The 23,746-nt window shown below is 45.0% G+C and carries 21 protein-coding genes and 1 riboswitch; of the genes, 6 read left to right on the forward strand and 15 right to left on the reverse strand.

All coding sequences use genetic code 11. The features are described from left to right. Positions 1-38 precede the first annotated feature (38 nt). The 9 genes from TRNA_RS42005 to TRNA_RS42045 all read right to left on the reverse strand — a co-directional run bounded on the left by TRNA_RS42005 (position 39) and on the right by TRNA_RS42045 (position 8,635). Positions 39-1,475, reverse strand: a complete 1,437-nt coding sequence (locus TRNA_RS42005) for a glycoside hydrolase family 1 protein (protein WP_009329884.1) — start codon at positions 1,473-1,475, stop codon at positions 39-41. Between the two features lie 22 nt (positions 1,476-1,497). After that, a complete protein-coding gene (locus TRNA_RS42010) occupies positions 1,498-2,817 on the reverse strand; it encodes a PTS sugar transporter subunit IIC (RefSeq protein ID WP_003186460.1) in 1,320 nt (439 codons plus the stop codon). A gap of 157 nt (positions 2,818-2,974) precedes the next feature. After that, positions 2,975-4,366, reverse strand: a complete 1,392-nt coding sequence (locus TRNA_RS42015) for a DUF4179 domain-containing protein (RefSeq protein ID WP_009329885.1) — start codon at positions 4,364-4,366, stop codon at positions 2,975-2,977. Next, positions 4,336-4,905, reverse strand: coding sequence for a sigma-70 family RNA polymerase sigma factor (locus TRNA_RS42020; RefSeq protein ID WP_011201770.1), 570 nt, complete (start codon positions 4,903-4,905; stop codon positions 4,336-4,338). Before TRNA_RS42020 ends, TRNA_RS42015 begins: the two co-directional genes overlap by 31 nt. Positions 4,906-4,993: 88 nt before the next feature. Then, the gene (locus TRNA_RS42025; protein ID WP_009329887.1) at positions 4,994-5,623 is read right to left on the reverse strand and encodes a 4Fe-4S single cluster domain-containing protein; all 630 of its coding nucleotides are present in this window, start codon (positions 5,621-5,623) and stop codon (positions 4,994-4,996) included. Then, complete coding sequence (locus TRNA_RS42030; protein ID WP_011198440.1) at positions 5,623-6,288, reverse strand: helix-hairpin-helix domain-containing protein; 666 nt, start codon at positions 6,286-6,288, stop codon at positions 5,623-5,625. The genes TRNA_RS42025 and TRNA_RS42030 overlap by 1 nt, the downstream gene beginning before the upstream one ends. Further along, positions 6,281-6,499 carry a DUF2997 domain-containing protein gene (locus TRNA_RS42035; RefSeq protein ID WP_009329890.1) on the reverse strand — a complete coding sequence of 73 codons (219 nt, stop codon included), beginning with the start codon at positions 6,497-6,499 and terminating at the stop codon, positions 6,281-6,283. Before TRNA_RS42035 ends, TRNA_RS42030 begins: the two co-directional genes overlap by 8 nt. A gap of 11 nt (positions 6,500-6,510) precedes the next feature. After that, positions 6,511-6,954 carry a hypothetical protein gene (locus TRNA_RS42040; protein WP_009329892.1) on the reverse strand — a complete coding sequence of 148 codons (444 nt, stop codon included), beginning with the start codon at positions 6,952-6,954 and terminating at the stop codon, positions 6,511-6,513. Between the two features lie 16 nt (positions 6,955-6,970). Next, positions 6,971-8,635: an AAA family ATPase gene (locus tag TRNA_RS42045; protein WP_009329895.1), complete on the reverse strand. Its 1,665-nt coding sequence runs from the start codon at positions 8,633-8,635 to the stop codon at positions 6,971-6,973. Positions 8,636-8,774: 139 nt separating this feature from the next. Here TRNA_RS42045 and pepT point away from each other — a divergent pair, with 139 nt between their 5' ends. Beyond that, entirely contained in the window at positions 8,775-10,007 is a 1,233-nt protein-coding gene (gene pepT / locus TRNA_RS42050; protein WP_003186466.1) for a peptidase T, read from the forward strand. 158 nt (positions 10,008-10,165) lie between these two features. Here the strand turns inward: pepT and TRNA_RS42060 are convergent, their stop codons facing one another. The 5 genes from TRNA_RS42060 to TRNA_RS42080 are packed head-to-tail and all read right to left on the reverse strand — an operon-like array spanning position 10,166 to position 16,022. Then, positions 10,166-11,644, reverse strand: a complete 1,479-nt coding sequence (locus TRNA_RS42060; RefSeq protein WP_003186470.1) for a glycoside hydrolase family 32 protein — start codon at positions 11,642-11,644, stop codon at positions 10,166-10,168. A 14-nt stretch (positions 11,645-11,658) separates the two neighbouring features. After that, the gene (locus TRNA_RS42065) at positions 11,659-12,894 is read right to left on the reverse strand and encodes an MFS transporter (protein WP_009329898.1); all 1,236 of its coding nucleotides are present in this window, start codon (positions 12,892-12,894) and stop codon (positions 11,659-11,661) included. Positions 12,895-12,928: 34 nt separating this feature from the next. Next, the gene (locus tag TRNA_RS42070; RefSeq protein ID WP_006639650.1) at positions 12,929-13,777 is read right to left on the reverse strand and encodes a carbohydrate ABC transporter permease; all 849 of its coding nucleotides are present in this window, start codon (positions 13,775-13,777) and stop codon (positions 12,929-12,931) included. After that, positions 13,774-14,712 (reverse strand): carbohydrate ABC transporter permease, encoded by a 939-nt coding sequence (locus TRNA_RS42075; RefSeq protein WP_009329903.1) that lies wholly within the window; start codon positions 14,710-14,712, stop codon positions 13,774-13,776. Before TRNA_RS42075 ends, TRNA_RS42070 begins: the two co-directional genes overlap by 4 nt. 11 nt (positions 14,713-14,723) lie before the next feature. Further along, positions 14,724-16,022 carry an ABC transporter substrate-binding protein gene (locus TRNA_RS42080; protein ID WP_011198441.1) on the reverse strand — a complete coding sequence of 433 codons (1,299 nt, stop codon included), beginning with the start codon at positions 16,020-16,022 and terminating at the stop codon, positions 14,724-14,726. Between the two features lie 234 nt (positions 16,023-16,256). Between TRNA_RS42080 and TRNA_RS42085 the strand changes: the two genes are divergently transcribed. Both TRNA_RS42085 and TRNA_RS42090 read left to right on the forward strand, forming a co-directional pair. Continuing rightward, positions 16,257-17,231, forward strand: a complete 975-nt coding sequence (locus TRNA_RS42085) for a LacI family DNA-binding transcriptional regulator (RefSeq protein WP_009329906.1) — start codon at positions 16,257-16,259, stop codon at positions 17,229-17,231. Between the two features lie 196 nt (positions 17,232-17,427). Beyond that, positions 17,428-17,958, forward strand: coding sequence for a chorismate--pyruvate lyase family protein (locus TRNA_RS42090; protein WP_009329908.1), 531 nt, complete (start codon positions 17,428-17,430; stop codon positions 17,956-17,958). 98 nt (positions 17,959-18,056) lie between these two features. Here TRNA_RS42090 and TRNA_RS42095 read toward each other — a convergent pair whose 3' ends face one another. After that, positions 18,057-18,740: a DUF3298 and DUF4163 domain-containing protein gene (locus TRNA_RS42095; protein WP_003186478.1), complete on the reverse strand. Its 684-nt coding sequence runs from the start codon at positions 18,738-18,740 to the stop codon at positions 18,057-18,059. A gap of 319 nt (positions 18,741-19,059) precedes the next feature. Continuing rightward, a riboswitch (SAM riboswitch) is annotated at positions 19,060-19,169 on the forward strand. A gap of 73 nt (positions 19,170-19,242) precedes the next feature. Between TRNA_RS42095 and TRNA_RS42100 the strand changes: the two genes are divergently transcribed. The 3 genes from TRNA_RS42100 to TRNA_RS42110 all read left to right on the forward strand — a co-directional run bounded on the left by TRNA_RS42100 (position 19,243) and on the right by TRNA_RS42110 (position 23,744). Further along, the gene (locus TRNA_RS42100) at positions 19,243-20,373 is read left to right on the forward strand and encodes a 5-methyltetrahydropteroyltriglutamate--homocysteine S-methyltransferase (RefSeq protein WP_003186479.1); all 1,131 of its coding nucleotides are present in this window, start codon (positions 19,243-19,245) and stop codon (positions 20,371-20,373) included. A gap of 138 nt (positions 20,374-20,511) precedes the next feature. After that, positions 20,512-22,746 carry a glycosyltransferase family 39 protein gene (locus TRNA_RS42105; protein WP_011198443.1) on the forward strand — a complete coding sequence of 745 codons (2,235 nt, stop codon included), beginning with the start codon at positions 20,512-20,514 and terminating at the stop codon, positions 22,744-22,746. Beyond that, a complete protein-coding gene (locus tag TRNA_RS42110; protein WP_003186481.1) occupies positions 22,746-23,744 on the forward strand; it encodes a glycosyltransferase family 2 protein in 999 nt (332 codons plus the stop codon). The genes TRNA_RS42105 and TRNA_RS42110 overlap by 1 nt, the downstream gene beginning before the upstream one ends. The last annotated feature ends 2 nt before the right edge of the window (positions 23,745-23,746 follow it).

Below are 23,746 nucleotides of genomic sequence, written 5' to 3' on the forward strand. Positions count from 1 at the left end.
ATCATCCCGGCGACAAGCGGGATGATTCCCCGCCGTTTTTATTTATACCGGAATTCCTCTGTTTCAAACCGTCTGTTTTTGATGATATCCCGATAAAAGCAAGCCGATTTTTTCAGCGCCCTGCTGCGGTTGTTCTCCAATCGAATCTCGACAAGGCCGTAGCGGTTTTTAAAGGCGTTCATCGGAGAGACGTTGTCCGTGAATGCCCAAAGCATATATCCTTTGCAGTTTGCGCCGTCGGCGATCCCTTTCATCGCCTCTCGCAAATGGGCTGAAATAAAATCGATTCTGTAGTCGTCCTGAATGACCCCCTCTTCATTTTTAAAACGCTCTTCATGTTCGACGCCCATGCCGTTTTCAGCAATCAGCCATTCGATATTTCCATACTCATATTTAAGTCTCATAGCCATATCGTACACAATGCGCGGGCAGATCTCCCAGCCTCTGAACGGATTCATCTTTCTGCCTGGCAGCTCAAAGGGCTCATAGTAATAAGCAGGATGAAAAGGCGTCGATTCATTCCATTGCCTTGAAGGCGCTTGAACTCTCTTCGGATAATACAGGTTCACACCGACAAAATCGACCGTATTCCGCTTGATGACGGAAAGCTCTTCTTCATCATGGTCAAAAAGGATGTCGTGTTTGGCCATGAGCTCCATCAATTCATCGGGATAGACGCCTTTTATGCTCGGATCTAAAAAAACCCTGTTAAAAAACAAATCATAAACTTGGGCCGCTTTCTGATCATGGGGCGCGCTTGACCTCGCATACGCGACCTCAGGATTTAAGATGACGCCGATTTTTGCGCCTTCTCTAAAACTGGGCTTCCTTTTCCGGAAAATTGCCACGGCCTTTGCTGTCGCCAGTGCTTTATGGTAGTTCCACTGCATCCATTTTTTCGTGTTCTGCTCGTACGGATAGCGAAGTGCGTCAAGGTAGATCCGTGTTTGCGGCACGATCGGTTCATTAAAGGTAAACCAGTATTTCACCCTGTCCCCATACCGTTCAAACGCTTTTTCTGCATAAGCCGCAAATAAGCCAACCACGTGTTTTGATCCCCATCCGCCATACTGTTCCAGCAGGACAGTCGGGATTTCGTAGTGCTCAAGACAAAGCATCGGTTCTACTCCGCATCTCTTCAGCTCATCGATGACGTCATCAATGTAGCCTGCATACACCTCGTCAACTTCGGCGGTTTCATAATCCAAAAGAAACCGCGACCAGTTAATGGATGTCCGGTAGTGGGTTAGCCCGATGTCTTTCATATATTGAATATCTTCTTTGTAGCGGTTATAAAAATCGGTTGCCACAGCCGGTCCGTATCCGTCATGCCATACATCAGGATCATTTTTGTACCACATATCCAAATAGGAATCCTGTGTCGGCCGCTTCCCGTCCCACCCCTCTGTCTGCCACGCCGACGCTGCTGCGCCGAGAATAAAATCGTCGGGAATCTTCCACGTTTGTCTGGCCATCTCATTCACACCTTTCTTTGCTTTACATAGACACATTTTTTTCAGAACTAATCGTAAAGGTCCGATTCAATAAAATAACAAACGGAAGATAAATAAGGACGGAGACGATGATGCATACGATTTGTGTGACGACGGCACCGAGGCTTCCTCCTGTTGACAGCCAGGCATTGATAATCGGCGGTGTCGTCCACGGCACCATGACAACGGCTTTTCCGGCAAAGCCCGCCGCTGTCGCGATGTAACCGATCGCACCCGTCACAAGCGGCGTCACAATAAATGGAATCGCCATTAACGGATTCAGCATGACGGGAACCCCAAAGATGACCGGTTCATTGATATTGAAGATGCCGGGACCAAACGAAATCTTTGTAATGCTGCGCAAATCCTCCCGTTTCCCCGCGATAAACATCGCGATCAACAGACCGATTGTGACGCCGGATCCGCCGATGCTCATGTACACATCCCAAAACGGCATCGTAATGATATTCGGAATCGATTCGCCGGCTGCGTATGCATTCATATTGACGGTAATCGAAGCGAGCAGCAAAGGCTCCCTGATCGGCTTCACCATCTGGTTTCCATGTATGCCGATCACCCAGAAAAACTGTGCGACAAACACCAGCAAGAGAATGCCGGGAAGACCTTGAATCGCGCCCTCAAGCGGCTTTTGCACGACATTGTACACGGCTTCATGAAGATATACCCCCGTCAGCCGATGAAACGCAAATCCGAAGCTGGCGATGATCGTGACGGTAATAATCGAAGGAAATAAAGTGCCGAATGATACAGAGACATTTGCCGGCACGCTGTCCGGCATTTTAATCTTGAGCCGGTCCATGCTTGACAGCTTGCTGAAGATTTCAACAGACACAATCGAAATAAACATCCCCAAAAACAGCGACTTCGGATCCGTAAATTCCTTGGCCAGCACGTTAACCACTTCCTGCATCGAACCGTTCACTTCCAACAGCACCGCCGATGGAATGACAGAGATATAGGACATGAGCGCCATCAAGCCGGGAAAAAACGATTCATGCCCATTCAGCTTCCCGAGCTCAATCCCGATCAAAAACACCGCGCCGATCGTAATAAAGTTCAGCGTCGCATAATTGATTGACGCCATAATCGGCTCAAGCGCAGACAAGAACCGAAAAGGCCTGAAAACCGCAAGTCCCGTCTCGGGGCTCATCACCATATTCTGCATCAAAACCGCAAACGCCCCGGCAATGATGACCGGCATCAGTGTGACAAACGCCGACTTAATGACCATGATATATTTGAAACTTGTAATTTTAAAAGCGACCCGCTCAAACATCTCAGTCACCTTCGCCATCCTGCTCATTTACTCTCCCCCTTTTTTTGGTGGTTTGCTTTTACTTTATAATGAAAACGCTTTCTTTTCGGTGCATATTTTTTCCTTTGGGAGAGGAAATTTTTCAGGTTGGACGGCCAGCAAAGCAGACAACCCGCCGTTTCACTGAAACAGCGGGTCATATATTTTACTGTGGCAACTGCACTTTGATCGGCTTAAACGGTGTAGAATAAAATGCGCTTAAATAACCAAATTCGACATCAAGCGAATATCGGTCAAGGCTGAAGTTTTTCGCTCCAAATTCACCATCTAACGTAAAGTCTGATCGGAATCGGAGCTTTTTAGGATCAAGCACTTTTGTAAAATTACCTTTTACGCTGTGTCCCATCGGCGCTTCGTCAATGCTTTTATAAGCAGAATCAACCAGTGACATCGTTTCTAAAAAGTTTTGCATGCTGTCAATATCAATCTTAGATTGATCGACATGTTTCAGATGATAGTCGACAGACAATTTACTTCCGTTTTGTTTCACCTGATCAACGGCAATCTGGAAGTCATGACGGTCAGCGCTCAGCGCGGCGGGCGTTTTTGTGAGAGGCAGCGTCTTTTCGGAATCGCCCATACTGCTGCTCGCCTCAATCTTGAGGTGTTTTGTTCCTTTATTCACTTTTCCAAGGATCAGCCTTTCTTCGTGACGAACCTTGTTTCCGTTCTTTGTACTGTCCGTCGTCCACTGCCCGCCACTCAAATAAGGAATTTCATTTCCTTTATCATCGGTCACTTTTATAACCGATGTACGATCGTTCGGATGTTCCTCTGAATTGGATACTTCATAGTCGATGACAGTCGATTCTTTTCCGAGAATTACCGTTTTTACGGCGAGCTTATGGCCATCCGCCGATTGTGTATTGTTTTTGGTTATGTGGAGCGTTTTATACGGCAGTTTATCAACCGGAATGTCGAACTTCCATTTCCCTCTGATTCCGTTAATATTTGTGATCGTAACCGGGAGTGTCAGTTTATCGGGAATATGTTTGTCTGGATAGCCTACTTGAATGTAGCCGGTATAGCCGTCCTCTGTTTTCTTCAAGTCTCCTTGAGAAGCGATAGCCCATTTGCGCTCGCCATTAAATAATGTGAAATGAATCATTCTCGCTCCATCATCTAAATCTTTTCTTGTATCGCTTTTCACCTTAAACGTCATACCGATGATTCCGCCGTCAAAATAAACGCTTGTAGCTGTCACGTCTATGTTGTTGCTGGACGCTTTCTCGTTCAGTTCAGTGACAAGCTGGCCCGCCACCAAGTTTTGGCCGACATAGTCATGGAATTGTTGATACGCTTTTCCAATCAGCGGGACGTCAGCCAACACGCTTTGCATCGCTGGGGAAACGAAGCCGCTACCGAGAAGGAGCACGGCGGCCGCGCTCGAAACAAAAACAGTCCTTTTCACGGCGCGCTTCGGCCGAAACGTTTTTTCCCGCTTGGCCCGCTTGATGCCTTTATCAATCGATTCGCGGATTTCTTTTGTAGGGACATCGATCTTGTTTACTTCGTTTTTGAACCGTTGTTTGTCCATGCGTCTTCTCCCCCAGTCAGTAGTTGTTTTAATTCAAGCTTCGCTCTTTTCAGATAGGTCTTAACGGTTCCTTCAGGAGCATTCATCACCTCGGCGATATCATGAATCGGCAGGTCGTGATAATAAAATAAAATGATGGCGGTTTGATATTCTTTTCGCAACTGCTGAACAGCTTCAAGCATCCCTATTCTGTCGTCCGCATGCATCTCCTGCTCCCGGCCTTCGTCCTGCAGCGGCCTGTCCATTAAAACCACTTTCTTTTTCTTGTCCAATATGGCATATGCATGATGAATGAGGATTTTCGTCAGCCATGTCAAAAAGTATTCGGGATTCCTCAACTGGGCAATCGATAAAAATGCCTTGTACGCCGTTTCCTGTACGATATCTAACGCGTCCTCCTTATTTCGCACATATATGTAAGCTGTTCTGTAAAGCTGTTCGCTGTGCTTTTGAAACAGCATTTCAAAAGCTTTGGCGTTGCCTGCGACAGCTTTCTTAACTAATCTGATTTGCTTCACTGCTGCGCCTCCTTCAAACATTAGAGAGGAGAAATGATGAGAAAAGTTTCAGAAAGATGGTTTTTTTCACATAAAAAACCCGCTTTAGGTAATATAGCGGGTTCAAATGTTAGTTTCTGTTGGAAACTTTATGTTTAGATAATTCTTCGTATAAACTTTGCAATTGTTCTTGACGAATCATTCCGTTGATTGAAACTGTGCCATCGGGTTCTAACCGAACTTCTATTTTATTTGAAATTGATTGAAGCTGACCTTCAAGATAACGATATCTCTCAGTCAAAAAATGATATCGTTGATTAGAGGAACCTGTCCATGGCCGGCTTAAATCTATATTTTCTTTTTCGAAAGGACCATCAATGAACAAATCAGTCAATTCAAGTAACTCTAGCTGGCCCTTTCGTGGATTCGACTTTATATCTTCCAAGTATCTGCCGCTAAAGGTCAAAATAGAAAGTCCAGCAATTTTTATTTTATCCGCAAGTTCTGCAAGGGCTTCCGCTTGATCCATTGGCTCACCACCAAGAAATGTTACACCTTCAATATTGTTTTCTTTTTTTGAATCAACAATCTTTTTAAAGAGGTCGTCTACACTGATGTCTTTTCCACCCTTGTCAGACCATGTCCACGGTACTCCGCAGCCTTCGCAGCGTACCGAACATCCCTGCACCCATAAACACGCCCGTTTACCGGGTCCTTCTGCTTCAGTAAGCGGCAAAAAACGATGGATTCGTATTTTCATTAAATATCCAAAACCCTTCCTTCAGCATTCTCATCTTTTCTATCCCTTCGGTCAACTGGTTTAGAGAATGAGAGATACGGCTCTACCTTCAAAAGCACATGCGGCTTCAATCCTAACTGTTCGCCGAAATGATCAATAGATGAAAAGCCACCGATTTCTTCACGCATGGCGACCGCTTTTTTGGCGAGGATAATTCCCAACTGCGGAATCGAAGCGATGTCTTCCACACTCGCTTGATTAATGTCTATTTTCCGTTCCGATTGTTTATCGGTTTGGCTCGTTCGAGCCGCGGCGGTCTCTGGATACTCATTTTTCAGAGATTTACGCAGCTGATCTATTTCAGCGCGTTTCAACTGTTGAATGGACTCTAACCGAATTAAAAACTCCGGCCGCACTTTTAAAGCGTGAACAATTGAGACACCCCAGCCGATGATCAAAAGAACCATGGCCGCATTGAATAAAGGTGTTCCATTAGAAAGAATAGTGAATAAAAAAATAGCAAAATAGATCCATCCGGCAATTAACCATTTTTTTTGTTTTGCCCGAGCGAAAATATAGAAAAAAGAAACCCAATTTAAAAAGCCAAAAGGAGTAAATACAAATAGGACCCATATGGATTGAAACAGCTCCCATTTCACTCCCTTATTGGTATATCCATTAGCCATTACGGTGCCCCCTTATAATTTGCTGATGCCTCAAAACATCAACCTGTTCCGTCTCAAAGTATTCCGCCGTATATGATGAATCAATCGTTTCAGCCTCAAGCAGCTGTTCCAGAACTCGAATATAATCTCGGCATTTCGGTCCTTTAATCCCTTTTGTTTCCACATTAATTTGACCATCCTGCTGAATTTCAACAATAATTCGCTGACTCATGAAATGCCTCCTTATCCATTCACCTTGAACGTCAATACCACCGAATTCTCATTTGTCACCGTTTCATTTTCTAAAACCAATCCTTCATGTTCGGCCTTTTCTATAAGTTTCAAATATGTTTCCTGCTGCAATATCCGTTTGTACTCCTCTTCAATTTGATCAATAAATTCCCGCGCCTGGTTTTTATCAACTGAACGATCAAATGCAGCTTTAAAGGTGCCTTCTTCTGTCAAATGGAAAGTTACAGCTGAATCTTCCATGATTGCTTCGACGTTTGTTGTTCCAAGCTCGATCGTCTTACATCCATTTTGGTCAAGCGCTTTTTTGAGAAGGTCTTCATCCTTCATAACGGTAGGCATTGTATAAAGACGGCCTGATTCGTTTTCTGCCAAATAGGATGCAATCGCTTGGGTCGCTGCAATCGCAACTGGTAATAAAACAATTTCAATACTCATGCTTTGACACCTCTTCCTAAAACTCTACAGCTCTGCCACCCCGGCTTGTATGTAAATCGGCATCTTTATCACGCGGATTTTCGTCATCTTTCTTTAGCTGAATAGATTGGTATTCCTTCAGATCTTCCTGACGGGCAGCCGATACAGCCCGAAGACTTGCCCATTCCCGAATTGCAAGAATTTGCTCTGATTGCGTAACAGCCAAAGGAACAGTCTGCTTAATCACTTTCTCAAGATCCTCAACCGTTAAGCTTCGATTTTCAGAAAAGGCTTCAAATAATGCAGAAATTACGACTTGTTCGATTTCAGCACCAATAAATGATTCCGTCAGTTCTGCAAGCTTGTCCAAGACAGGTGGTTCTATTGAAAAATTCCCGGCAGCTTTCGGGTTTGTTAGCCTCTTTTCAAGATGGATGCGAAAGATTTCTTTTCTTTCTTTTTTCGTTGGCAGATCAACAAAAAATATCTCATCAAAACGTCCTTTCCTTAAGAATTCGGGCGGAAGAGCGTCTATATTATTTGCAGTTGCTATCACAAATACAGGCTTTGATTTTTCCTGCATCCAGGTTAAGAAATTCCCAAGCACTCTCTTCGAAGTCCCCCCGTCTCCAGCTGTTCCGCTATTCCCCAATCCTTTTTCAATCTCATCGACCCACAAAATAGACGGAGAAATGGCCTCTGCCGTAGATAAAGCGTTTCTCATATTTTCTTCACTGCTTCCGACAATGCCGCTGAATATTTTTCCCATGTCCAATTTTAAAAGAGGAAGCTTCCACATAGAGCTGACAGCTTTAGCAATTAAGCTTTTTCCGCAGCCGGGAACCCCCGTTAATAGAAGACCCTTAGGGGATGGCAGCCCATAGTCCTGAGCGGAGTCCATCCATGACTTGTTTCTTTTATTCAACCAACGTTTGATATTTTCCAATCCACCTACATCCTGGATATTTGGTTCACTTTTAATAAACTCTAATACGCCGGTTTTTTTAATGATTTGCTGCTTTTCAAAAAGAATTTGATCAACGCTATCCGAATCTAGACGCCCTTTGCTTACTAGCGCCAGTGCAAACGCATTTTCTGCTTCTTTTAAAGTTAATCCCAGTGCTGCTTTTACTAGGCGTTCTTCTTCGTCCTCAGTCAAGCTAACGATTGCCCGATTTTGCCCTTGATTCATTTCGATCATTTTCTTGAGCGTTTCTTTAATTTCTGCAAAGCTGGGCAATTGAAACTCTACAATTGTGATGTCCTTTTCCAATTCAGGAGGAAGCGTTAATGTTGGCGCCACAAGCACAACATTTTTGGAAACAAGACTCTTTTCCAATACAGAGACAAGATCTTTCATTTTACGAATCAAACGGTATTCAGGGGGGCGATTATTTGCACCCAAATAAACATAAAAATCCTTCAATATAAAGACTGCTGGCTGATCATATTTTTCAATGAACGCCAAAGCCTTTAACGGGTCTTTTGTTTCGGCTGATGGAGGCATTCCATTGCTTTCAAACCCTTTGGTTAAACTCCAAACAAATAAGGTTCTTGGTGTTCTAATCAATTCTGTATCCGAAACAATATGACTCAGTTGATCTATGACACGTTCTTCTTCCCATGTAGAAATATACAGGAACGGAAAGCGGGCCCTGAAATAATTCGCTACTTCTTTTCTAAAGTGATGATATCCTTCCATTTTTCTCCCTTTCTATTGACCTATTTTTTATTATTATACTAAATTTTTCCACAACAGGAATAAAAGATTTCAATCCTCCCATTCGCCTTCTCTAAATGATAAGATTAAAATAAAACCAACAATTGGAGATGAAGGAAACATGAAGAACAAATTGATTGAACGCCTCATTTCTTATGCGAAAGTGGATACGCAGTCAAATGAAAACAGTCAGACGACGCCTTCCACTCCCGGGCAGCTGGCGCTTGCCAATATGCTTGTCGAAGAGCTGAAAGAGATCGGCATGAAGGACGTCACAATCGATGAAAACGGCTATGTGATGGCGACGCTTCCTTCGAATACAGAAAAAGAGGTGCCGACGATCGGTTTCTTGGCTCATGTGGATACAGCAACAGATTTTACCGGAAAGAACGTCAATCCGCAGGTTATCGAACAATACGACGGAAAGGATATTGTGCTGAATGAATCCCTCAATGTCGTCTTATCGCCCAAGGAATTCCCCGAGCTAGCAGATTATGCGGGACATACGTTGATTACAACCGACGGAACGACTTTGCTCGGCGCCGACAATAAAGCTGGGATCTCTGAAATCATGACGGCAATGGAATATTTAATTGCGCACCCCGAAATCAAACACGGGAAGATCAGAGTCGCTTTTACACCTGATGAAGAGATCGGCAGAGGGCCGCACAAGTTTGACGTCGAGGCGTTCAATGCCAAATTCGCGTATACGGTTGACGGCGGACCGCTTGGCGAACTGCAGTACGAAAGCTTCAATGCCGCAGCCGCGAAAATCACTTGTAAAGGAACGAACGTCCACCCCGGCACAGCAAAAGGAAAAATGGTCAATGCCGCCAAAATCGCGATGCAGTTCCACGCCGCATTGCCGGAAAACGAAGCTCCTGAATTTACAGAAGGTTATGAAGGCTTTTATCATCTGCTTTCAATCAAGGGCGATGTTTCTGAAACGAGCCTCTCTTATATCATTAGAGATTTTGACAGAGACCGATTTAACGAGAGAAAAGACACCGTCCAAAAAATCGCAAACAACCTTAAAGCGAAATACGGCGAAAACAGCGTCACAGTGGACATGAATGATCAATATTACAACATGAGGGAAAAGATCGAACCGGTCAAAGAGATTGTCGACATTGCCTATAAAGCGATGAAAAACCTTGATATTGAACCGGTCGTTAAACCGATCCGCGGCGGTACAGACGGCTCTCAGCTCTCATATATGGGGCTTCCTTGTCCGAACATTTTCACAGGCGGGGAAAACTTTCACGGAAAATACGAGTATATTTCCGCCGACAATATGGTAAAAGCCGCGAATGTCATCGTGGAAATTGTGAAGCTGTTTGAAGAAAGAGCTTAAACGAAAAAAGCGGAAAGCGGCTGCAAGACAAAGCAGCCGCTTTTTTTTCCAGATCAATCTTTATCTGCGCTTTGCTGAAATTAGAACATGTTGCAAGGCGGTTTCTTTTTGGAGCGGGATAAAGCCAATTAACATCTCACCGATGCAAAAAATTCTGTTCATTTGGCTTCATCACCTTTCCAAATATCTTTCAACGTCCAGTAAGTGAATTCTTCAACCCGTACGTTGCCTTTCTCAGAAAACAGCTCAATCCCCGCTCTTCCTTCCTTCGGATATATGCGGCTTGTCATTGTCGCTTCACCATGATTTGCAAATACTTCAATAGACGATCTGTCGAGAAACAGATGCAAAGTGAGCTTCTCATCCGCTTCAAGCCGTACGTTTCTCACACCGTCCCTCGCTTTGCCGGACTTTGAACAGTCGAGCGTCAGCTTTTGATCAATCAAGCTGTACTTGATGGTTGTTTCTTCCTGTTCAATTCCCCGGATCTTTAAGCCAACCGTTTCGGCACTGCAAATTGTCAAATCAAAAACGGCCACCACTTCAAGAAGCTTTTCGGCTGTCTTTATAAAATAGCTGCCGGAAATCGATTGATTGTCACACTCATGATGTTCCGATCCACGAAGTAATTTAGTCTCCTCGACGGGATTCATTAAAATTTTGTGACCATCCTTCAACGTCAATTCACGCGGCAAAGTTAATGCCCCGCACCATCCGTCTGCTTTCGTCGGCATCTCTGACTCCCACATATCCATCCAGCCAATCGCAATTCTGCGGCCTTTGTCATCCAATAAAGTTTGCACGGCATAAAAGTCGTGGCCGTGATCCAACTCTTTAAAGGAGCCATGTACAAACTCATTCGTTTCTTCATCATAGTCTCCAATCAAATAGCCTGTTTGATACAGATTTTGATATGATTCACCATCAGCCTCTATACCCTGAGGGGAAATCAGCAAAATGTGTTTGCCGTCTAGTTCAAAGAAATCCGGACATTCCCACATAAAGCCGAGATTTCCGTCGCTTTGGGCGAGAACGCCTACGTACTCCCAATCTACAAAGTTAGGCGAGCGGTATAAGATGACCCGCCCGACGTTCTCTTTTGAGGAGTTTCCGACCACCATATACCAGTTCTCACGATGCTTCCATACTTTTGGATCGCGAAAGTGACGTGCGCTGTCTTCCGGCGGCTCTGCAATAACAGGGTTTTCTTTCAGTTTTTCAAAGACGATACCGTCTTTGCTGACTGCTATATTCTGAGTTTGGTAGAAATCGTCTTTCTCTTCATCTATCATATTATGCCCAGTATAGATTAAAGCGAGGTCGCCGTTATATTCGACTGCGCTTCCTGAGAAACAGCCGCTCTCATCAAATTCGTCTCCCGGCGCTAAAGCAACCGGCAAGTGCTCCCAGTGAATAAGATCCTTGCTCTTCAAATGGCCCCAATGCATCGGCCCCCAATTCTCATCATACGGATGATGTTGATAAAAGACATGATACTCCCCTTTATATTGAATAAGTCCGTTTGGATCATTTATCCAGTTTGCCCGGGGCATCATGTGATAGCCCATTCGGTAACGGCGATTCACTTTTTTCCCGGCTTTCTTTAATGCTTCTTCTGCCTGCTGAATTCTGTTCATCTGTGACATCCTCTCTATATATGATTGCTTTGTAGATTTTGAGCAAATTCAACATCTTTCTTTGAGTCTAGCAAGGTAAAAATCGAAATAATGGTAAAACAAAGGACCATTGCTCCCATGATGAGATAAGTGTGGCGAAATCCGATGCTGTCGTATAAACCTCCCGCAAGCGGCGAAAAAATCGACGTGCCTACCTGGGATGCGAATTGAAAGCCGACAAGATAAAGTACGGATGAAAGACGATTATCAAAATTAGTCGCCAAATATTTAAACATCGCAATCAGCATAATCGGCAATTCTAAAGCATGAATGAGTTTCATCGATGAAATTCCGACCGGTCCGCTGACAAGTCCGGAACCGATAATCCGGAAAGCCATTAACAGCCCCGCTAAAATCAAGCTTTTTTTAGGACCGAGCTTATTGACGATGAAAGGCGCAAGAAACATCATGCCCGCTTCAATAAATACTTGGAATGAATTAAGGTATCCAAATATTTGGTTCCCCAAGGCCGCAGTCGGAAATAAGGAAGCGTAGTAAAGCGGGAACTGCTGGTCATAGACGCCGTACACGCATGTTACGCCGATCACGTACAGCATCAAAAACCAGAAATCTTTTAAGAGAAAAAGCCCTCCTACGTCTTTTAATCCGACCGAGTCTGCTCTTTCCTTTTCATCATCTGTCATCTCAATTTTTACGGAAACAATAATGGCCACCAATATGATTGCTGAGGCGGACGCAACCCAGAAGTTGATATTCGGATCGATATTGAACAGCTGACCTGCAAAAAATGTCGCCGCAGCCCAGCCGAGGGACCCCCACATCCTTGTTCTTCCATATTCAAATTGATATTTGCGGCTGACCTTTTCAATAAAGGTTTCAATCGCACCGATTCCGGCGAGAAAAGCAGTTCCCAAATAAATTCCCCCGACGATAGCCCCAAGAAAGACGTTGTATTGCAAAAGCGGTCCGTAGACGAAAATATAAAAGGGACCCGTAAATACGAGCAGCAAACTGATCATAAATAATATGTTTTTCTTCAGCCCGAGCTTATCGGAGATAAAACCGTACAAAGGCTGCATGCACAAAGTAAAGATAGCGTTTACAGAAAAGATAATGCCCGTCGCGGACCCGTTCAAATTGATTTCTTGCCCTAACCAAATCGCAAATAAAGAATAGCTGGAAGACCAAGTAAAAAAGAAAAAGAAAAAATAGGCGCTTAGTTTCCAATACAGACTGTTTGAGCTTTTCATTTTCATTTGCTCCTTTAACCCGATTTGGATGTATCTATTTGATGCCTGTCCCTGAACCGCCCAGGCCATCTAAAATGTAGCGTTGGGCTACAATGTAGATCAGAATCAGCGGAATCGTGGAAATCGTCAAGACAGCCATCACCTGGTTCGTATAAACCGGCTCGGTGCTGTTGATGGCTGTAATCGCCACCTGGATCGGAAATTTCGACTTATCCGTCAAAACCATCAGCGGCCAAATATAGTCATTCCAGCTGCCGATAAAAGCCAATGTCCCCACCGTAGCGACAGCCGGTTTGGACATCGGCAGCATCACCCGCCAGAAAATCTGCCATGTATTTGCTCCGTCCAGCTTGGCCGACTCAATCATCTCCCCCGGGATCGCCATGAAAAAGTTTCGGAACAAATAAATATTGAAAGCCCCCGCAAGCGCCGGCAAAATCACGGCAAGGCGCGTATCAACAAGTCCGAGCTTATGAACAATTGTAAACTGCGAGATTAAAATCGTTTCCATCGGCACGATTAAAAGCGCCAGCAATATGGTAAACAGCACTTTTTTACCTGTGAATTGCAGCTTGGCGAATGCAAAGCCCGCCATTCCGTTGATAATGACCGCTCCCGCTGCCACACACAAACCGTAAAACAGACTGTTACCAATATACATTAGTAAATCAAACCGTGACAGCACTTCCCTGTAGGATTGAAACCATTCCGACGGATGAAAAGACGGAAGAAACGCTTTAATGCTGCTGATATTGTTGTAAATATCGGCTTCCGGTTTCATCGATGAAGCGACCATCCAAATCAGCGGAAATATAAACAGAGCCGCCAGCAAAACAAGGCATATATATTCCAGTATCGTTAAAGGTCCGAATTTCCTTCTCATCCGCCTTCATCCTCCTTCACCAACTTGCGCTGCGCAAGCGTCACCAATCCAATTATCGTGCCAAACAAGAGCGCAATTGAACTTGCATAGCCGACCATCCGATCGGTAAATCCCGTTTGATAAATATAATAGACAACTGTCATCGTTGAATTGACCGGTCCCCCCTGGGTCATGACCATTGGCTGCACGAGGAGCTTAAACGCACTGATCAGCGTCGTAATAAAGATAAAAACCGACGTCGGTTTCAACAAAGGCAATGTAATATAAATAAACCGCTGCCATTTATTCATACCATCCAATTGCGCCGCCTCGTAGACATCTCCGGGAATGTTTTGCAGGCCCGCTAAAAAAATCAGCATCTGAAATCCGGCTCCCTGCCAGACTGAAACGAAAACAATTGTAAAGATCGCCTGATTAGGACTTGTCAAAAACGGCTGTGGCGGCAAACCGACATGCGTCAGTACGTTATTTATCATTCCTTCATTCGGATTCAGCAAGTACAGCCACAAAACGGAGATGACAACAAGCGACATGACGACGGGGCTAAAGTATGCGACTTTGAAAAACGTATTGGCCTTGCGCTTTTTATTCAACAGAAGGGCCAGCCCGAGAGCGGCCCCGATCTGTAATGGAATCACAAGGACAACAAATTTCAATGTGTTGCTCAAACTTTTCAAGAAAATAGGGTCTTTGAACAATTTGATAAAGTTGTCAAAACCGACAAACTTGCGCAGGTCAGGTGTTAACAAATAATAATCTGTAAATGCGTAGTAAACCGCCATAATCGAAGGAATCACGAGAAACACTGACAAAATCAGCAAGGCCGGACCTAAAAATGTATAGGCCAGCACATTGTCCCGCCACCCTATTTTACTGGCAGGGATTTTTTTCAGCGGAAAGGCCGTCCTTGCTTCTTTCAACGGAATTTTATTCATGGCTCCACCTTCTAGTTTGCCTTATCGATGGCTGATTGCATTTCTTTTGCACGCGTATCCAGAACCGATTGAATATCCTGATGCTGATCAAAGAAGCTGATGTCATCGATCGCTTGCTGAAATGCGCGCGTCACCTGTGGATATGCCGGTGTCACCGGTCGTGCATGCCCCGTTTCTTTCAGCTGCTGCAAGAAGACATTCATTTCATCTGAGAATTCTTTTGCCAGCACTTTCTCTGATGAATAGCGCACAGGCAGCGCGGCGATCGAACGGCTCAATTCCAAGTTGGATTCCTTGTTTGTCATCCAATCGACCAATTTTGCCGCCCATTCCTTGTTTTCAGACGTCTGTGTCATGGCAAACTGCCAGCTTCCTGAAGGGGACACAAGCTTTTTTGTTTTTGGCGACACAGGATACGGCATCACACCATAATCGACATTAGGAAAATTTGTTTCCATGTCGGTTACCGTCCAGACACCGCTCATTTTCATCGGATATTTTTCCGTTTCAAACGCCTGCTTAACCGGAGTCCGGGTCGTGTAACCCTCTTTCAGCATTGTTTGAATAAATGTCATCGCTTCAACGGTCAGTTTGTCGTTAAAAACACCCTCCGCTTTCTTGCCATCTTTTGAAAGAACATCGCCGCCAGCCGACCAAACAAATGGCAAAAGCGCATAGGTCAGCATTTCGTCTTTTGACTGCAACTGCATATCGATGGCCGGTTTGTCATATTTATTTTTCAGCTTTTTGCAAAGCTCAAGGAATTCGTCCCACGTCCATGGATTCTCAACCGTTGGCAGCGTTTTCAAGTCAACGCCGGCGTCCTTCAGCATTTTTTTGTTATAGTAAATACCGACCGATGATTCGCTGACACCGATCGCATACAGTTTCCCCTGGTAGGTTCCCTGTTGCTTAATGCTCGGCAATAAATCATCCTGGTCTTTGATATACTCATCCAATGGCGCAATAACGCCGGATTTCGCATAAGCCGCCGTGTTCGGTCCGTCCAAAGTGATCACATCCGGCAGGGTATTCGTTGTCAGCGCCGCGTTCACTTTGTCTTCATATCCGCCGCCGTTTCCGCTTCTGGGGATGAAATCAATTTTGGCCTCGATGTTTTCAGAGGCATACTTTTTATTAAAAGCGTCCACCCGCTTTTGATAGACCTTTCCTTCTTCACTGTCATCAGATACGTGCACCCACATCGTAAGCGTTTTCCCATCTTGGCTATTTGCACTTTTGCTATTGCTGCAGCCCCACATCGCAAACATCAGCAACAACGAAAAAATTCCGAAGAGCCACCTTTTCATCTTTGTCACTTCCCCCCATTTTTTATCAATTAACAAATGAAAGCACTTTCAAGTGAATTGTATGTCAACCGGTTTCATATGTCAACCGGTTGACATATTTTTTCCCCAATTATTCATCCCGGTACATTTCTCAGAATCATGGCATTTTCTTGCACATATCGGCCCGATTCTCTAAAATAAGTGCGTGACGAGAATTGTAAGCCATTTCAGTAAAAATAGCAGGGGGAAAAGGGAATGAAGCCTAGCATTCACGACGTTGCAAAAAAAGCGGGAGTTTCACCAACAACCGTATCGCGGGTATTAAATAACCGCGGCTATATTAGTGAAAAAACAAAAGAAAAAGTCTATAAAGCGATGGAAGAAATCAATTACTTTCCAAACGATTTGGCCCGCTCTTTATTTCGTAAACGAACTCATTTAATAGGGCTCATCATCCCTAACTCCAGCAACCCGTTTTTCGGCGAACTGGCCTTTCATATTGAGAGCATCTGCGCTGCCATGGGCTACAAACTGCTGCTTTGCAACAGCTTAAACCGCAAAGACAAAGAAGAAAAATACTTGGAAATGCTGATGCGAAATCAAGTGGACGGCGTCATCGCCGTGACTTACAACAGGGGAATTTTAAATTATCATCGGCAAAACCTGCCGATTGTCGCCATCGACCATTACTTGTCGGAAACGATTCCCGTCATCGGCTCTGATAACTATGACGGAGGAAGAAAAGCGACAGAACTGTTAATTGCAAAAGGCTGCCGGCACATCATCCATATCAACGGACCAATTGAGCTGAAAACACCGGCAAATCTTAGAAGAAAAGCATATGAAGATGTGATGCGACAACACGGGAGACAGCCGATTACATATGAAGTTCCCTTTCATCAAAATTACCGGGAAATCATTTCAAAACTGTTTGATGAACAGCCTGCAGCTGACGGCATTTTTGCCAGTGATGACCTCATGGCCGCTACAGTCATCACCGAAGCAAAAAAACGCAGAAAAGACATTCCCGGGCAATTAAAGGTGATCGGCTACGACGGAACGGAAGCGGTTCAGTCCATTCTCCCGGAATTGACAACCATCCAGCAGCCGATCGAACTCATTTCCAAGACGGCCATTGAGATTTTGTCCAAAGCCATTGAAGGCGAATTCGATGATTTGCCGCTGGAAACCTATTTGCCCGTACAGCTTTTAGAAGGAGAGACGACTTAAAATAACGGGACAAAAAAAGGAGACATTGACGTCTCCTTTCTCCATACATATCCTGATCTATCCAATTATAAAAAAGATAAAATTTACATTGCTCACCTAAAATTTAACTTATATTTCTAGACAAACTCACCTCCCCATGATAAATTTAAAGACAAGTTTTCGAAAAATTCTAATTTTGGCGTGGAGGTGCCTTTAATTGAACGTAAGCCACTTTTTTCCTGAAACCTTTGTTTCTCTTGTAAAAGACATGTTAACCAAAACCGATGGTTCAACAACCAAAGCGATTGAAACGCTGATCGGCGGCAAAGCCGAAATCGAAGTTTTTCAGCAAAATAATATTGATTATGACAAGCTTTCACCTGAGGAAGCAAGGCTGTTTCAACGCGATGATGACATCTTGTTTAGAACCTCGTCTTTGAAAACAGGCGATGATTATTTATCTTATAATTATGTCTATGTCAAAACAAACTTACTGCCGCCCGCCATCAAACAAGATTTGCAGGAAGAAAGGCTTCCCATCGGGAAAATCATTGCAGAACTGGAGTCAAGGCGTGAAATTTTCAGCACGGGCGACTGCCTGGGAAAACATTTCACACAACTTGTACCTGTTTCAGCAGACCGGACATATGCTTTTAAAAAATACCAGATCATCAGCGGCCGACAGTGCATGTTCTATGTCTGCGAACTGTTTGATTTAGAAAAAATCTGCAAACTGACTGCGGGCTGAATCATGCCCGTCAGCTGCCGCTTTATGAAAGAGCTTCCAAAACCTCCTCCTTCCTTCTTCCCTCATAATAAAAACCCCTGAGAAACAGGGGCTGTTATTTATTGATACACCGTTTTCGGAACTGCAACGACCGGATTTCCGGCGGCATAAGGGGCGACATCGTATTGTTGGAAGACGATCGCAATGCCGTCGTTAGTGTAATAGAAGGCCGTGTTTTTACCGAGGACGATGTCTTTCTTCTTCACATCCGGAAAGAAAATGTCGCTGTGTTTTTGAATATAGTTGTAAATGTATGTTTTTGTCTTATCCATTTTCGATTTTGTATTTAGGATGTCGGATAAATACACCCGTTTTTTAGAGACAAGGTCATAGTTGAAAGAGCGGACTGCCGTATTTCCGTGCGCTCCGCCGGAATAGACGTAATTGCTTGTCAGGATGCTCAGCTTTTGGCCGGTCCGGTATTTCACTTCAAAGGACGTTTGATAATCCGTTTGGTATCCGTGCTGTTGGCCGTCTTTCTTGTTTTTTACATAATCTTTGTAGGACTGCTCAATATAATGTTTAAAATCTTTGTTGATCTTGTTTTGGAGAGATTTGGGGCTTACATTTGAAACTTGCGGGTATTTCAAAGCCTTAATGTTTTTGTACGTATGGCTCGTGACCGTCGGTTTTTTTTCGTTTGCCGCGTGTGCAGAAGGAAGTGCGGCCGCACTGTACAGCGCAAAAAACAATACCCCTGTCATCAACATTCCGAACGCTTTAAACACTGTTTTTTTGTTCATAAAAACCCTCCTTAATCTGTCATTTTTTATAATACCCATTTTGAAATCAGGTACACATTATAGACCGGTGAACTCAATAAAAAGTTTCTGTTTTTGGAAATAAAAATTGAAAAAAATTCTAATTTATTCTGTTTGTTCAGCATCTTGTTGACTGTTTGAACGGCTGTCCTGACGAAAAATTCACACATTGATTCGATACGCCCTCCAGTTTAACCGCAGAAGAAGAAAATGAAAAAAACGAAGAGTTTTTTTAAACCCATTGACATTTTTATAAAAAGTATTAATATTAAAACTATTAAAAAATCGCATAAAAAGGTTTTCCTTATCAAGAGTGGTGGAGGGACTGGCCCTGTGAAACCCGGCAACCGCTGTCTATGACAGAATGGTGCTAAATCCTTAAGAGCATGTTCGTGCTCTTGAAGATAAGGAGGAGATTGAATATATCAAGCTCTTCCTTATCGGGAAGAGCTTTTTTATGTCTATAAAGAAAGAGGGATGAAGCATGACACAATCAACCGATGTACTGAAGCAAACGCCTGGAAGAAAAATCGGACCGTACAGAGCTGATCAGGTGGGCAGTCTTTTAAGGTCTGAGCCCGTAAAAAAAGCGCGCCTCCAAAAAGCGAACGGCGAAATTAGCGCTGAACAATTGCGCGAAGTCGAAAACGAAGAGATCAAGCGCATTGTCGAAAAGCAAAAAGAAATCGGTCTTAAAGCCGTGACAGACGGGGAATTCCGCAGGTCATGGTGGCATTTCGATTTTCTTGAAGGACTTGACGGCGTAGAAGGATATACAGCGGACAAGGGCATTCAATTTCATAATGTTGAAACGAAGCCGCGCGGCATCAAAGTAACAAGCAAAGTCGACTTTACAAACCATCCGATGCTGGAAGATTATAAATTTCTTCATGATATTGCGGGCACACATACGCCGAAAATGACGATTCCGAGCCCGAATATGCTGTTTTTCAGAGGAAAGCTTGGAGAAAGCCCGTATGAGGATCTTGATGAATTTCATCACGATGTAGCTCAGGCTTACAAAAAAGCGATCCGCGCATTTTACGATGCCGGCTGCCGCTATTTGCAGCTGGATGACACGGCCTGGTCCGTATTTTTCTCAGACAAAGGACATGAGCAGATCAAAGCTTTCGGCCGCCAGCCTGATGAACTGCGCCAGTCTTTCGCCAACACGATTAATGAAGCAGTTGAAGGGCGCCCGGACGATTTGACGGTCACCATGCACATCTGCCGCGGCAACTTCCAGTCGACATGGGTGGCGGAAGGCGGCTACGATGCGGCTGCTGAAACGATTTTCGACGGACTCAATTTAGACGGACTTTTCCTTGAATTTGATGACGAGCGCTCCGGCGGCTTCGAACCGCTTCGCTACGTCCAACGGAAAGACTTGCAAATCGTCCTCGGTTTAATTACATCTAAATTCGGCGAGCTTGAAAACCCGGATGATATTAAGCGGCGCATTGAAGAGGCGTCCCGATATGCCGATCTGAACCAGCTGTGCTTGAGCCCGCAGTGCGGCTTTGCTTCAACGGAAGAGGGCAACCTGCTTACCGAAGAACAGCAGTGGGAAAAACTGCGCCATGTCGTCGAGATCGCTGAAGACGTATGGAAATAACACCTCATATTTGAGACATGCCTCCTGACGGCATGTCTCTTTTTTTGCCCCTCTATACAATTTAAAATTCCTTCTTGATTTGTTCATAGTTTGATCATATTTGGCTTCTATAATGCTCTTTAGTGAGGTGATCGAACAATGATTAAGAAAAGGAAAATCGATATATTCCTGGTCTTCATTCTTGTATTATCTGCAGCATTAAACTTGTACGGCATCTGGAATAGTGACACAGACAACGCCTACTATACGGCGGCCGTTGAAAGTATGACCCAAAGCTTTCATAACTTCTTTTACGCATCATTTGATCCGGCAGGCTTTGTAACAGTTGATAAACCGCCTGTCGCACTCTGGATTCAGACACTTTTTGCACTTGTATTCGGCGTGCACGGCTGGAGCGTCGTTCTCCCTGAAGCCATTGCGGAAGTGATTTCCGTAGCACTCTTGTACTTTATTGTAAAACCTACTTTTGGCAAAACGGCGGCCAGAATTTCAGCTCTTATTATGGCGTGTACGCCGATTGCCGTTGCGGTCAGCCATACAAACAACGTCGACAGCATTCTCGTCCTTTGCTTGATGATTGCAACGTGGCTGTTGTTTAAAGCAGTCCGGAAAGGAAAAATCGGCTGGCTGCTCGGCGCATTCTGTATGATCGGTGTCGGTTTTAACGTCAAAATGCTGCAAGCTTACATGGTATTACCGGCATTCCTGCTGTTTTACATGATTGGAGCCAAAACGACGATTCGCAAAAAAGTTGTGTCTCTTATCACAGCCGTGATCGTTCTGGCAGGTGTTTCCGTTTCCTGGGCGGTTGTCGTCGACAGCCAGCCCGAGATTTCGCGCCCTTATATCGGAAGCAGCCAGACCAACTCTGTCCTTGAGCTGGCGTTTGGCTATAACGGCATCCAGCGTCTCACAGGTCAAAACGGTGCAGGCGGGGGCGGAACCTCCTCATCTGATCATGATCAAAAGAATCAGCAGCAAAGCGGCGATATTGAAAACAACTCAGACTCGGCAAATGGACAAATGGCTCCGCCGAGCGGAGGCGAAATGCCTTCGGGCGGACCGGATGGCCGGCAGGGTGATGTCCAAAGCGGCGGCGGAGGTCCCGGTGGCGGCACAGGCGGCATGTTTGGCACTGGAACCCCGGGTCCTCTCAGACTATTCCAATCTGAGCTTTCAGGACAGGCTAGCTGGCTGATCCCGTTTGTCCTCTTCGGCATCATCGGTTTGCTGATCGCGGGTCTTCGCAGACAAAGAAAATTCAATGAAACAACGACTGAAACAATTTTCTGGATGATGTGGCTTCTGCCGGTCGCTGCATTCTTCAGCATCGCAGGATTCTTCCATCATTACTATCTGATTATGCTGGCAGCTCCAATCGCCGCTTTGTCAGGTGCAGGCTGGACGGCGCTCGTTCGCCTCTATCAGGAAGAAAGCGGCTGGAAAAAACGGCTGCTGCCAATCGGCATTTTGCTGACAACCGCATTTGAATTGTATATTTTGAGTCCTTATCTCAGCGAAATCGGCTTCATCTGGAGCATATTGATCGGCGCTTTCGGCATTGTCACAAGCTGTCTTCTCATCTTTCTCAAGAAAGGAAAGTCATTCAGCTACTATGTATCACTTGCAGCGCTGCTTGGCATGCTGATCGGGCCTTTCTATTGGACAACGGCGACGCTTGCTGACGGTGTAAACGGCATGATTCCACAGGCCGGACCTAAATCCGCACAATCATTTGCCGGCGGTGGCGGAGGAGGTAAGATGCAGAATAACGACGGCAGCGGACCTCCCGGATTTGGCAGCCAAGACGGCCAAACAGACAGTAATCAAAACAACAATAATGGCCCTGGCTTCGGTCCAGGTTCAAACAGCCAAAACAGCAACGATTCTTCAGCTGATACCGGTTCCGGCCAAAACAGCCAAAATCAGAATGACGAAGGCGCAAGCGGCCGTCAACAAGGCAGACCAAGCGGCGGCGGCAGCCCTGGAAGCGGCGAGTCGGTCGATGAAGAACTGTTGAGCTACCTTGAAAAGAACAACACCGGTGAAAAATATTTATTTGCAGTCTCAAGTGCAACTTCTGCTCAATCTTACATCATCAAAACGGGCAAAGCTGTGATGGCGATGGGCGGATTCTCAGGAAGCGACCCGATTTTGACGGTTGAAAAACTTGAGAAGCTCGTCAAAAACGGCGAAGTCAAGTACTTCATGATCGGCGACGGCCGAGGCCGGGACAATTCAGAAATCACCAACTGGATTAAAGAAAACGGCACAGAAATTTCAAAAAGCGAATACAGCAGCTCTTCTTCTGATGATTCACAGTCAGGCGGACCTGGCGGAAATCAAACGCTTTATAAAGTGGAGCTGGATTGATGAAAGGAAAGGTGATGAATATGCAGAAACAAGTCACATTTTCAATCGTAGTACCTGTCTACAACGAAGCGGAAGTGCTTCAAAGCACCTATGACCGATTAAAAACCGTCATGGACTCGACAGGCGATCCCTATGAACTGATTTTTGTAAACGATGGTTCAAGCGATGACAGCATTCACACGCTGAAGTCGCTTGCTCAGTCAGACCAGGCAGTAAAATGCATCAATTTCTCAAGAAACTTCGGTCATCAGATCGCGATTACGGCCGGCACAGACTATGCTGCCGGCGAGGCGATCGTTGTGATCGACGCCGATTTGCAGGATCCTCCTGAATTGATTTTGGAAATGGCGGAAAAATGGCGCCAAGGCTTTGACGTTGTATACGCCGTCCGCACAAAGCGAGAAGGAGAAACATTTTTCAAAAAGCAAACGGCCGCCATGTTCTACCGGATTTTAAGAAAACTTACAGACGTTGATATCCCGGTGGATACAGGAGACTTCCGGCTCATGGACCGGAAGGTGGTCAATGAAATGAACAAGCTGAAAGAAAAAAACCCGTTCGTCCGCGGTCTTGTCAGCTGGCTCGGGTTCAAGCAGACAGCCGTCTATTACGAGCGCCACGAACGGCTTGCAGGGGAAACGAAGTACCCGCTGAAAAAAATGCTGAAGCTCTCGCTCGACGGCATCACTTCATTTTCCTTTCAGCCGCTGAAACTGGCAAGCTACTCAGGAATCGTGCTGTCAGCGATCGGCTTTATATACGCCTTCATCGTCGTCTGCATGAAGCTGTTTACGACAAGCACCATTACAGGATGGTCGTCGATGATCATTCTGCAATGCTTGTTCAGCGGATTTATCCTGATCATCCTCGGGGCAATCGGCGAATACATCGGCCGCATTTATGACGAAGTGAAAGACAGGCCGCTTTATATCATTGACGGAAAATACGGGTTTGAAGAACAGCGGCGGGCGCGAGCTCCCCAGCGCCATATTATGTAGAA

The organism is Bacillus licheniformis DSM 13 = ATCC 14580, from assembly GCF_000011645.1.
Taxonomy (GTDB): Bacteria; Bacillota; Bacilli; order Bacillales; family Bacillaceae; genus Bacillus; species Bacillus licheniformis.

Bases quoted from the DNA above. Each gene is read 5' to 3' on its own strand.
- TRNA_RS42005 (WP_009329884.1), bottom strand. From the start codon at position 1,475: ATGGCCAGACAAACGTGGAAGATTCCCGACGATTTTATTCTCGGCGCA.
- TRNA_RS42010 (WP_003186460.1), bottom strand. From the start codon at position 2,817: ATGAGCAGGATGGCGAAGGTGACTGAGATGTTTGAGCGGGTCGCTTTT.
- TRNA_RS42015 (WP_009329885.1), bottom strand. From the start codon at position 4,366: ATGGACAAACAACGGTTCAAAAACGAAGTAAACAAGATCGATGTCCCT.
- TRNA_RS42020 (WP_011201770.1), bottom strand. From the start codon at position 4,905: ATGTTTGAAGGAGGCGCAGCAGTGAAGCAAATCAGATTAGTTAAGAAA.
- TRNA_RS42025 (WP_009329887.1), bottom strand. From the start codon at position 5,623: ATGAAAATACGAATCCATCGTTTTTTGCCGCTTACTGAAGCAGAAGGA.
- TRNA_RS42030 (WP_011198440.1), bottom strand. From the start codon at position 6,288: ATGGCTAATGGATATACCAATAAGGGAGTGAAATGGGAGCTGTTTCAA.
- TRNA_RS42035 (WP_009329890.1), bottom strand. From the start codon at position 6,499: ATGAGTCAGCGAATTATTGTTGAAATTCAGCAGGATGGTCAAATTAAT.
- TRNA_RS42040 (WP_009329892.1), bottom strand. From the start codon at position 6,954: ATGAGTATTGAAATTGTTTTATTACCAGTTGCGATTGCAGCGACCCAA.
- TRNA_RS42045 (WP_009329895.1), bottom strand. From the start codon at position 8,635: ATGGAAGGATATCATCACTTTAGAAAAGAAGTAGCGAATTATTTCAGG.
- pepT (WP_003186466.1), top strand. From the start codon at position 8,775: ATGAAGAACAAATTGATTGAACGCCTCATTTCTTATGCGAAAGTGGAT.
- TRNA_RS42060 (WP_003186470.1), bottom strand. From the start codon at position 11,644: ATGAACAGAATTCAGCAGGCAGAAGAAGCATTAAAGAAAGCCGGGAAA.
- TRNA_RS42065 (WP_009329898.1), bottom strand. From the start codon at position 12,894: ATGAAAAGCTCAAACAGTCTGTATTGGAAACTAAGCGCCTATTTTTTC.
- TRNA_RS42070 (WP_006639650.1), bottom strand. From the start codon at position 13,777: ATGAGAAGGAAATTCGGACCTTTAACGATACTGGAATATATATGCCTT.
- TRNA_RS42075 (WP_009329903.1), bottom strand. From the start codon at position 14,712: ATGAATAAAATTCCGTTGAAAGAAGCAAGGACGGCCTTTCCGCTGAAA.
- TRNA_RS42080 (WP_011198441.1), bottom strand. From the start codon at position 16,022: ATGAAAAGGTGGCTCTTCGGAATTTTTTCGTTGTTGCTGATGTTTGCG.
- TRNA_RS42085 (WP_009329906.1), top strand. From the start codon at position 16,257: ATGAAGCCTAGCATTCACGACGTTGCAAAAAAAGCGGGAGTTTCACCA.
- TRNA_RS42095 (WP_003186478.1), bottom strand. From the start codon at position 18,740: ATGAACAAAAAAACAGTGTTTAAAGCGTTCGGAATGTTGATGACAGGG.
- TRNA_RS42100 (WP_003186479.1), top strand. From the start codon at position 19,243: ATGACACAATCAACCGATGTACTGAAGCAAACGCCTGGAAGAAAAATC.
- TRNA_RS42105 (WP_011198443.1), top strand. From the start codon at position 20,512: ATGATTAAGAAAAGGAAAATCGATATATTCCTGGTCTTCATTCTTGTA.
- TRNA_RS42110 (WP_003186481.1), top strand. From the start codon at position 22,746: ATGAAAGGAAAGGTGATGAATATGCAGAAACAAGTCACATTTTCAATC.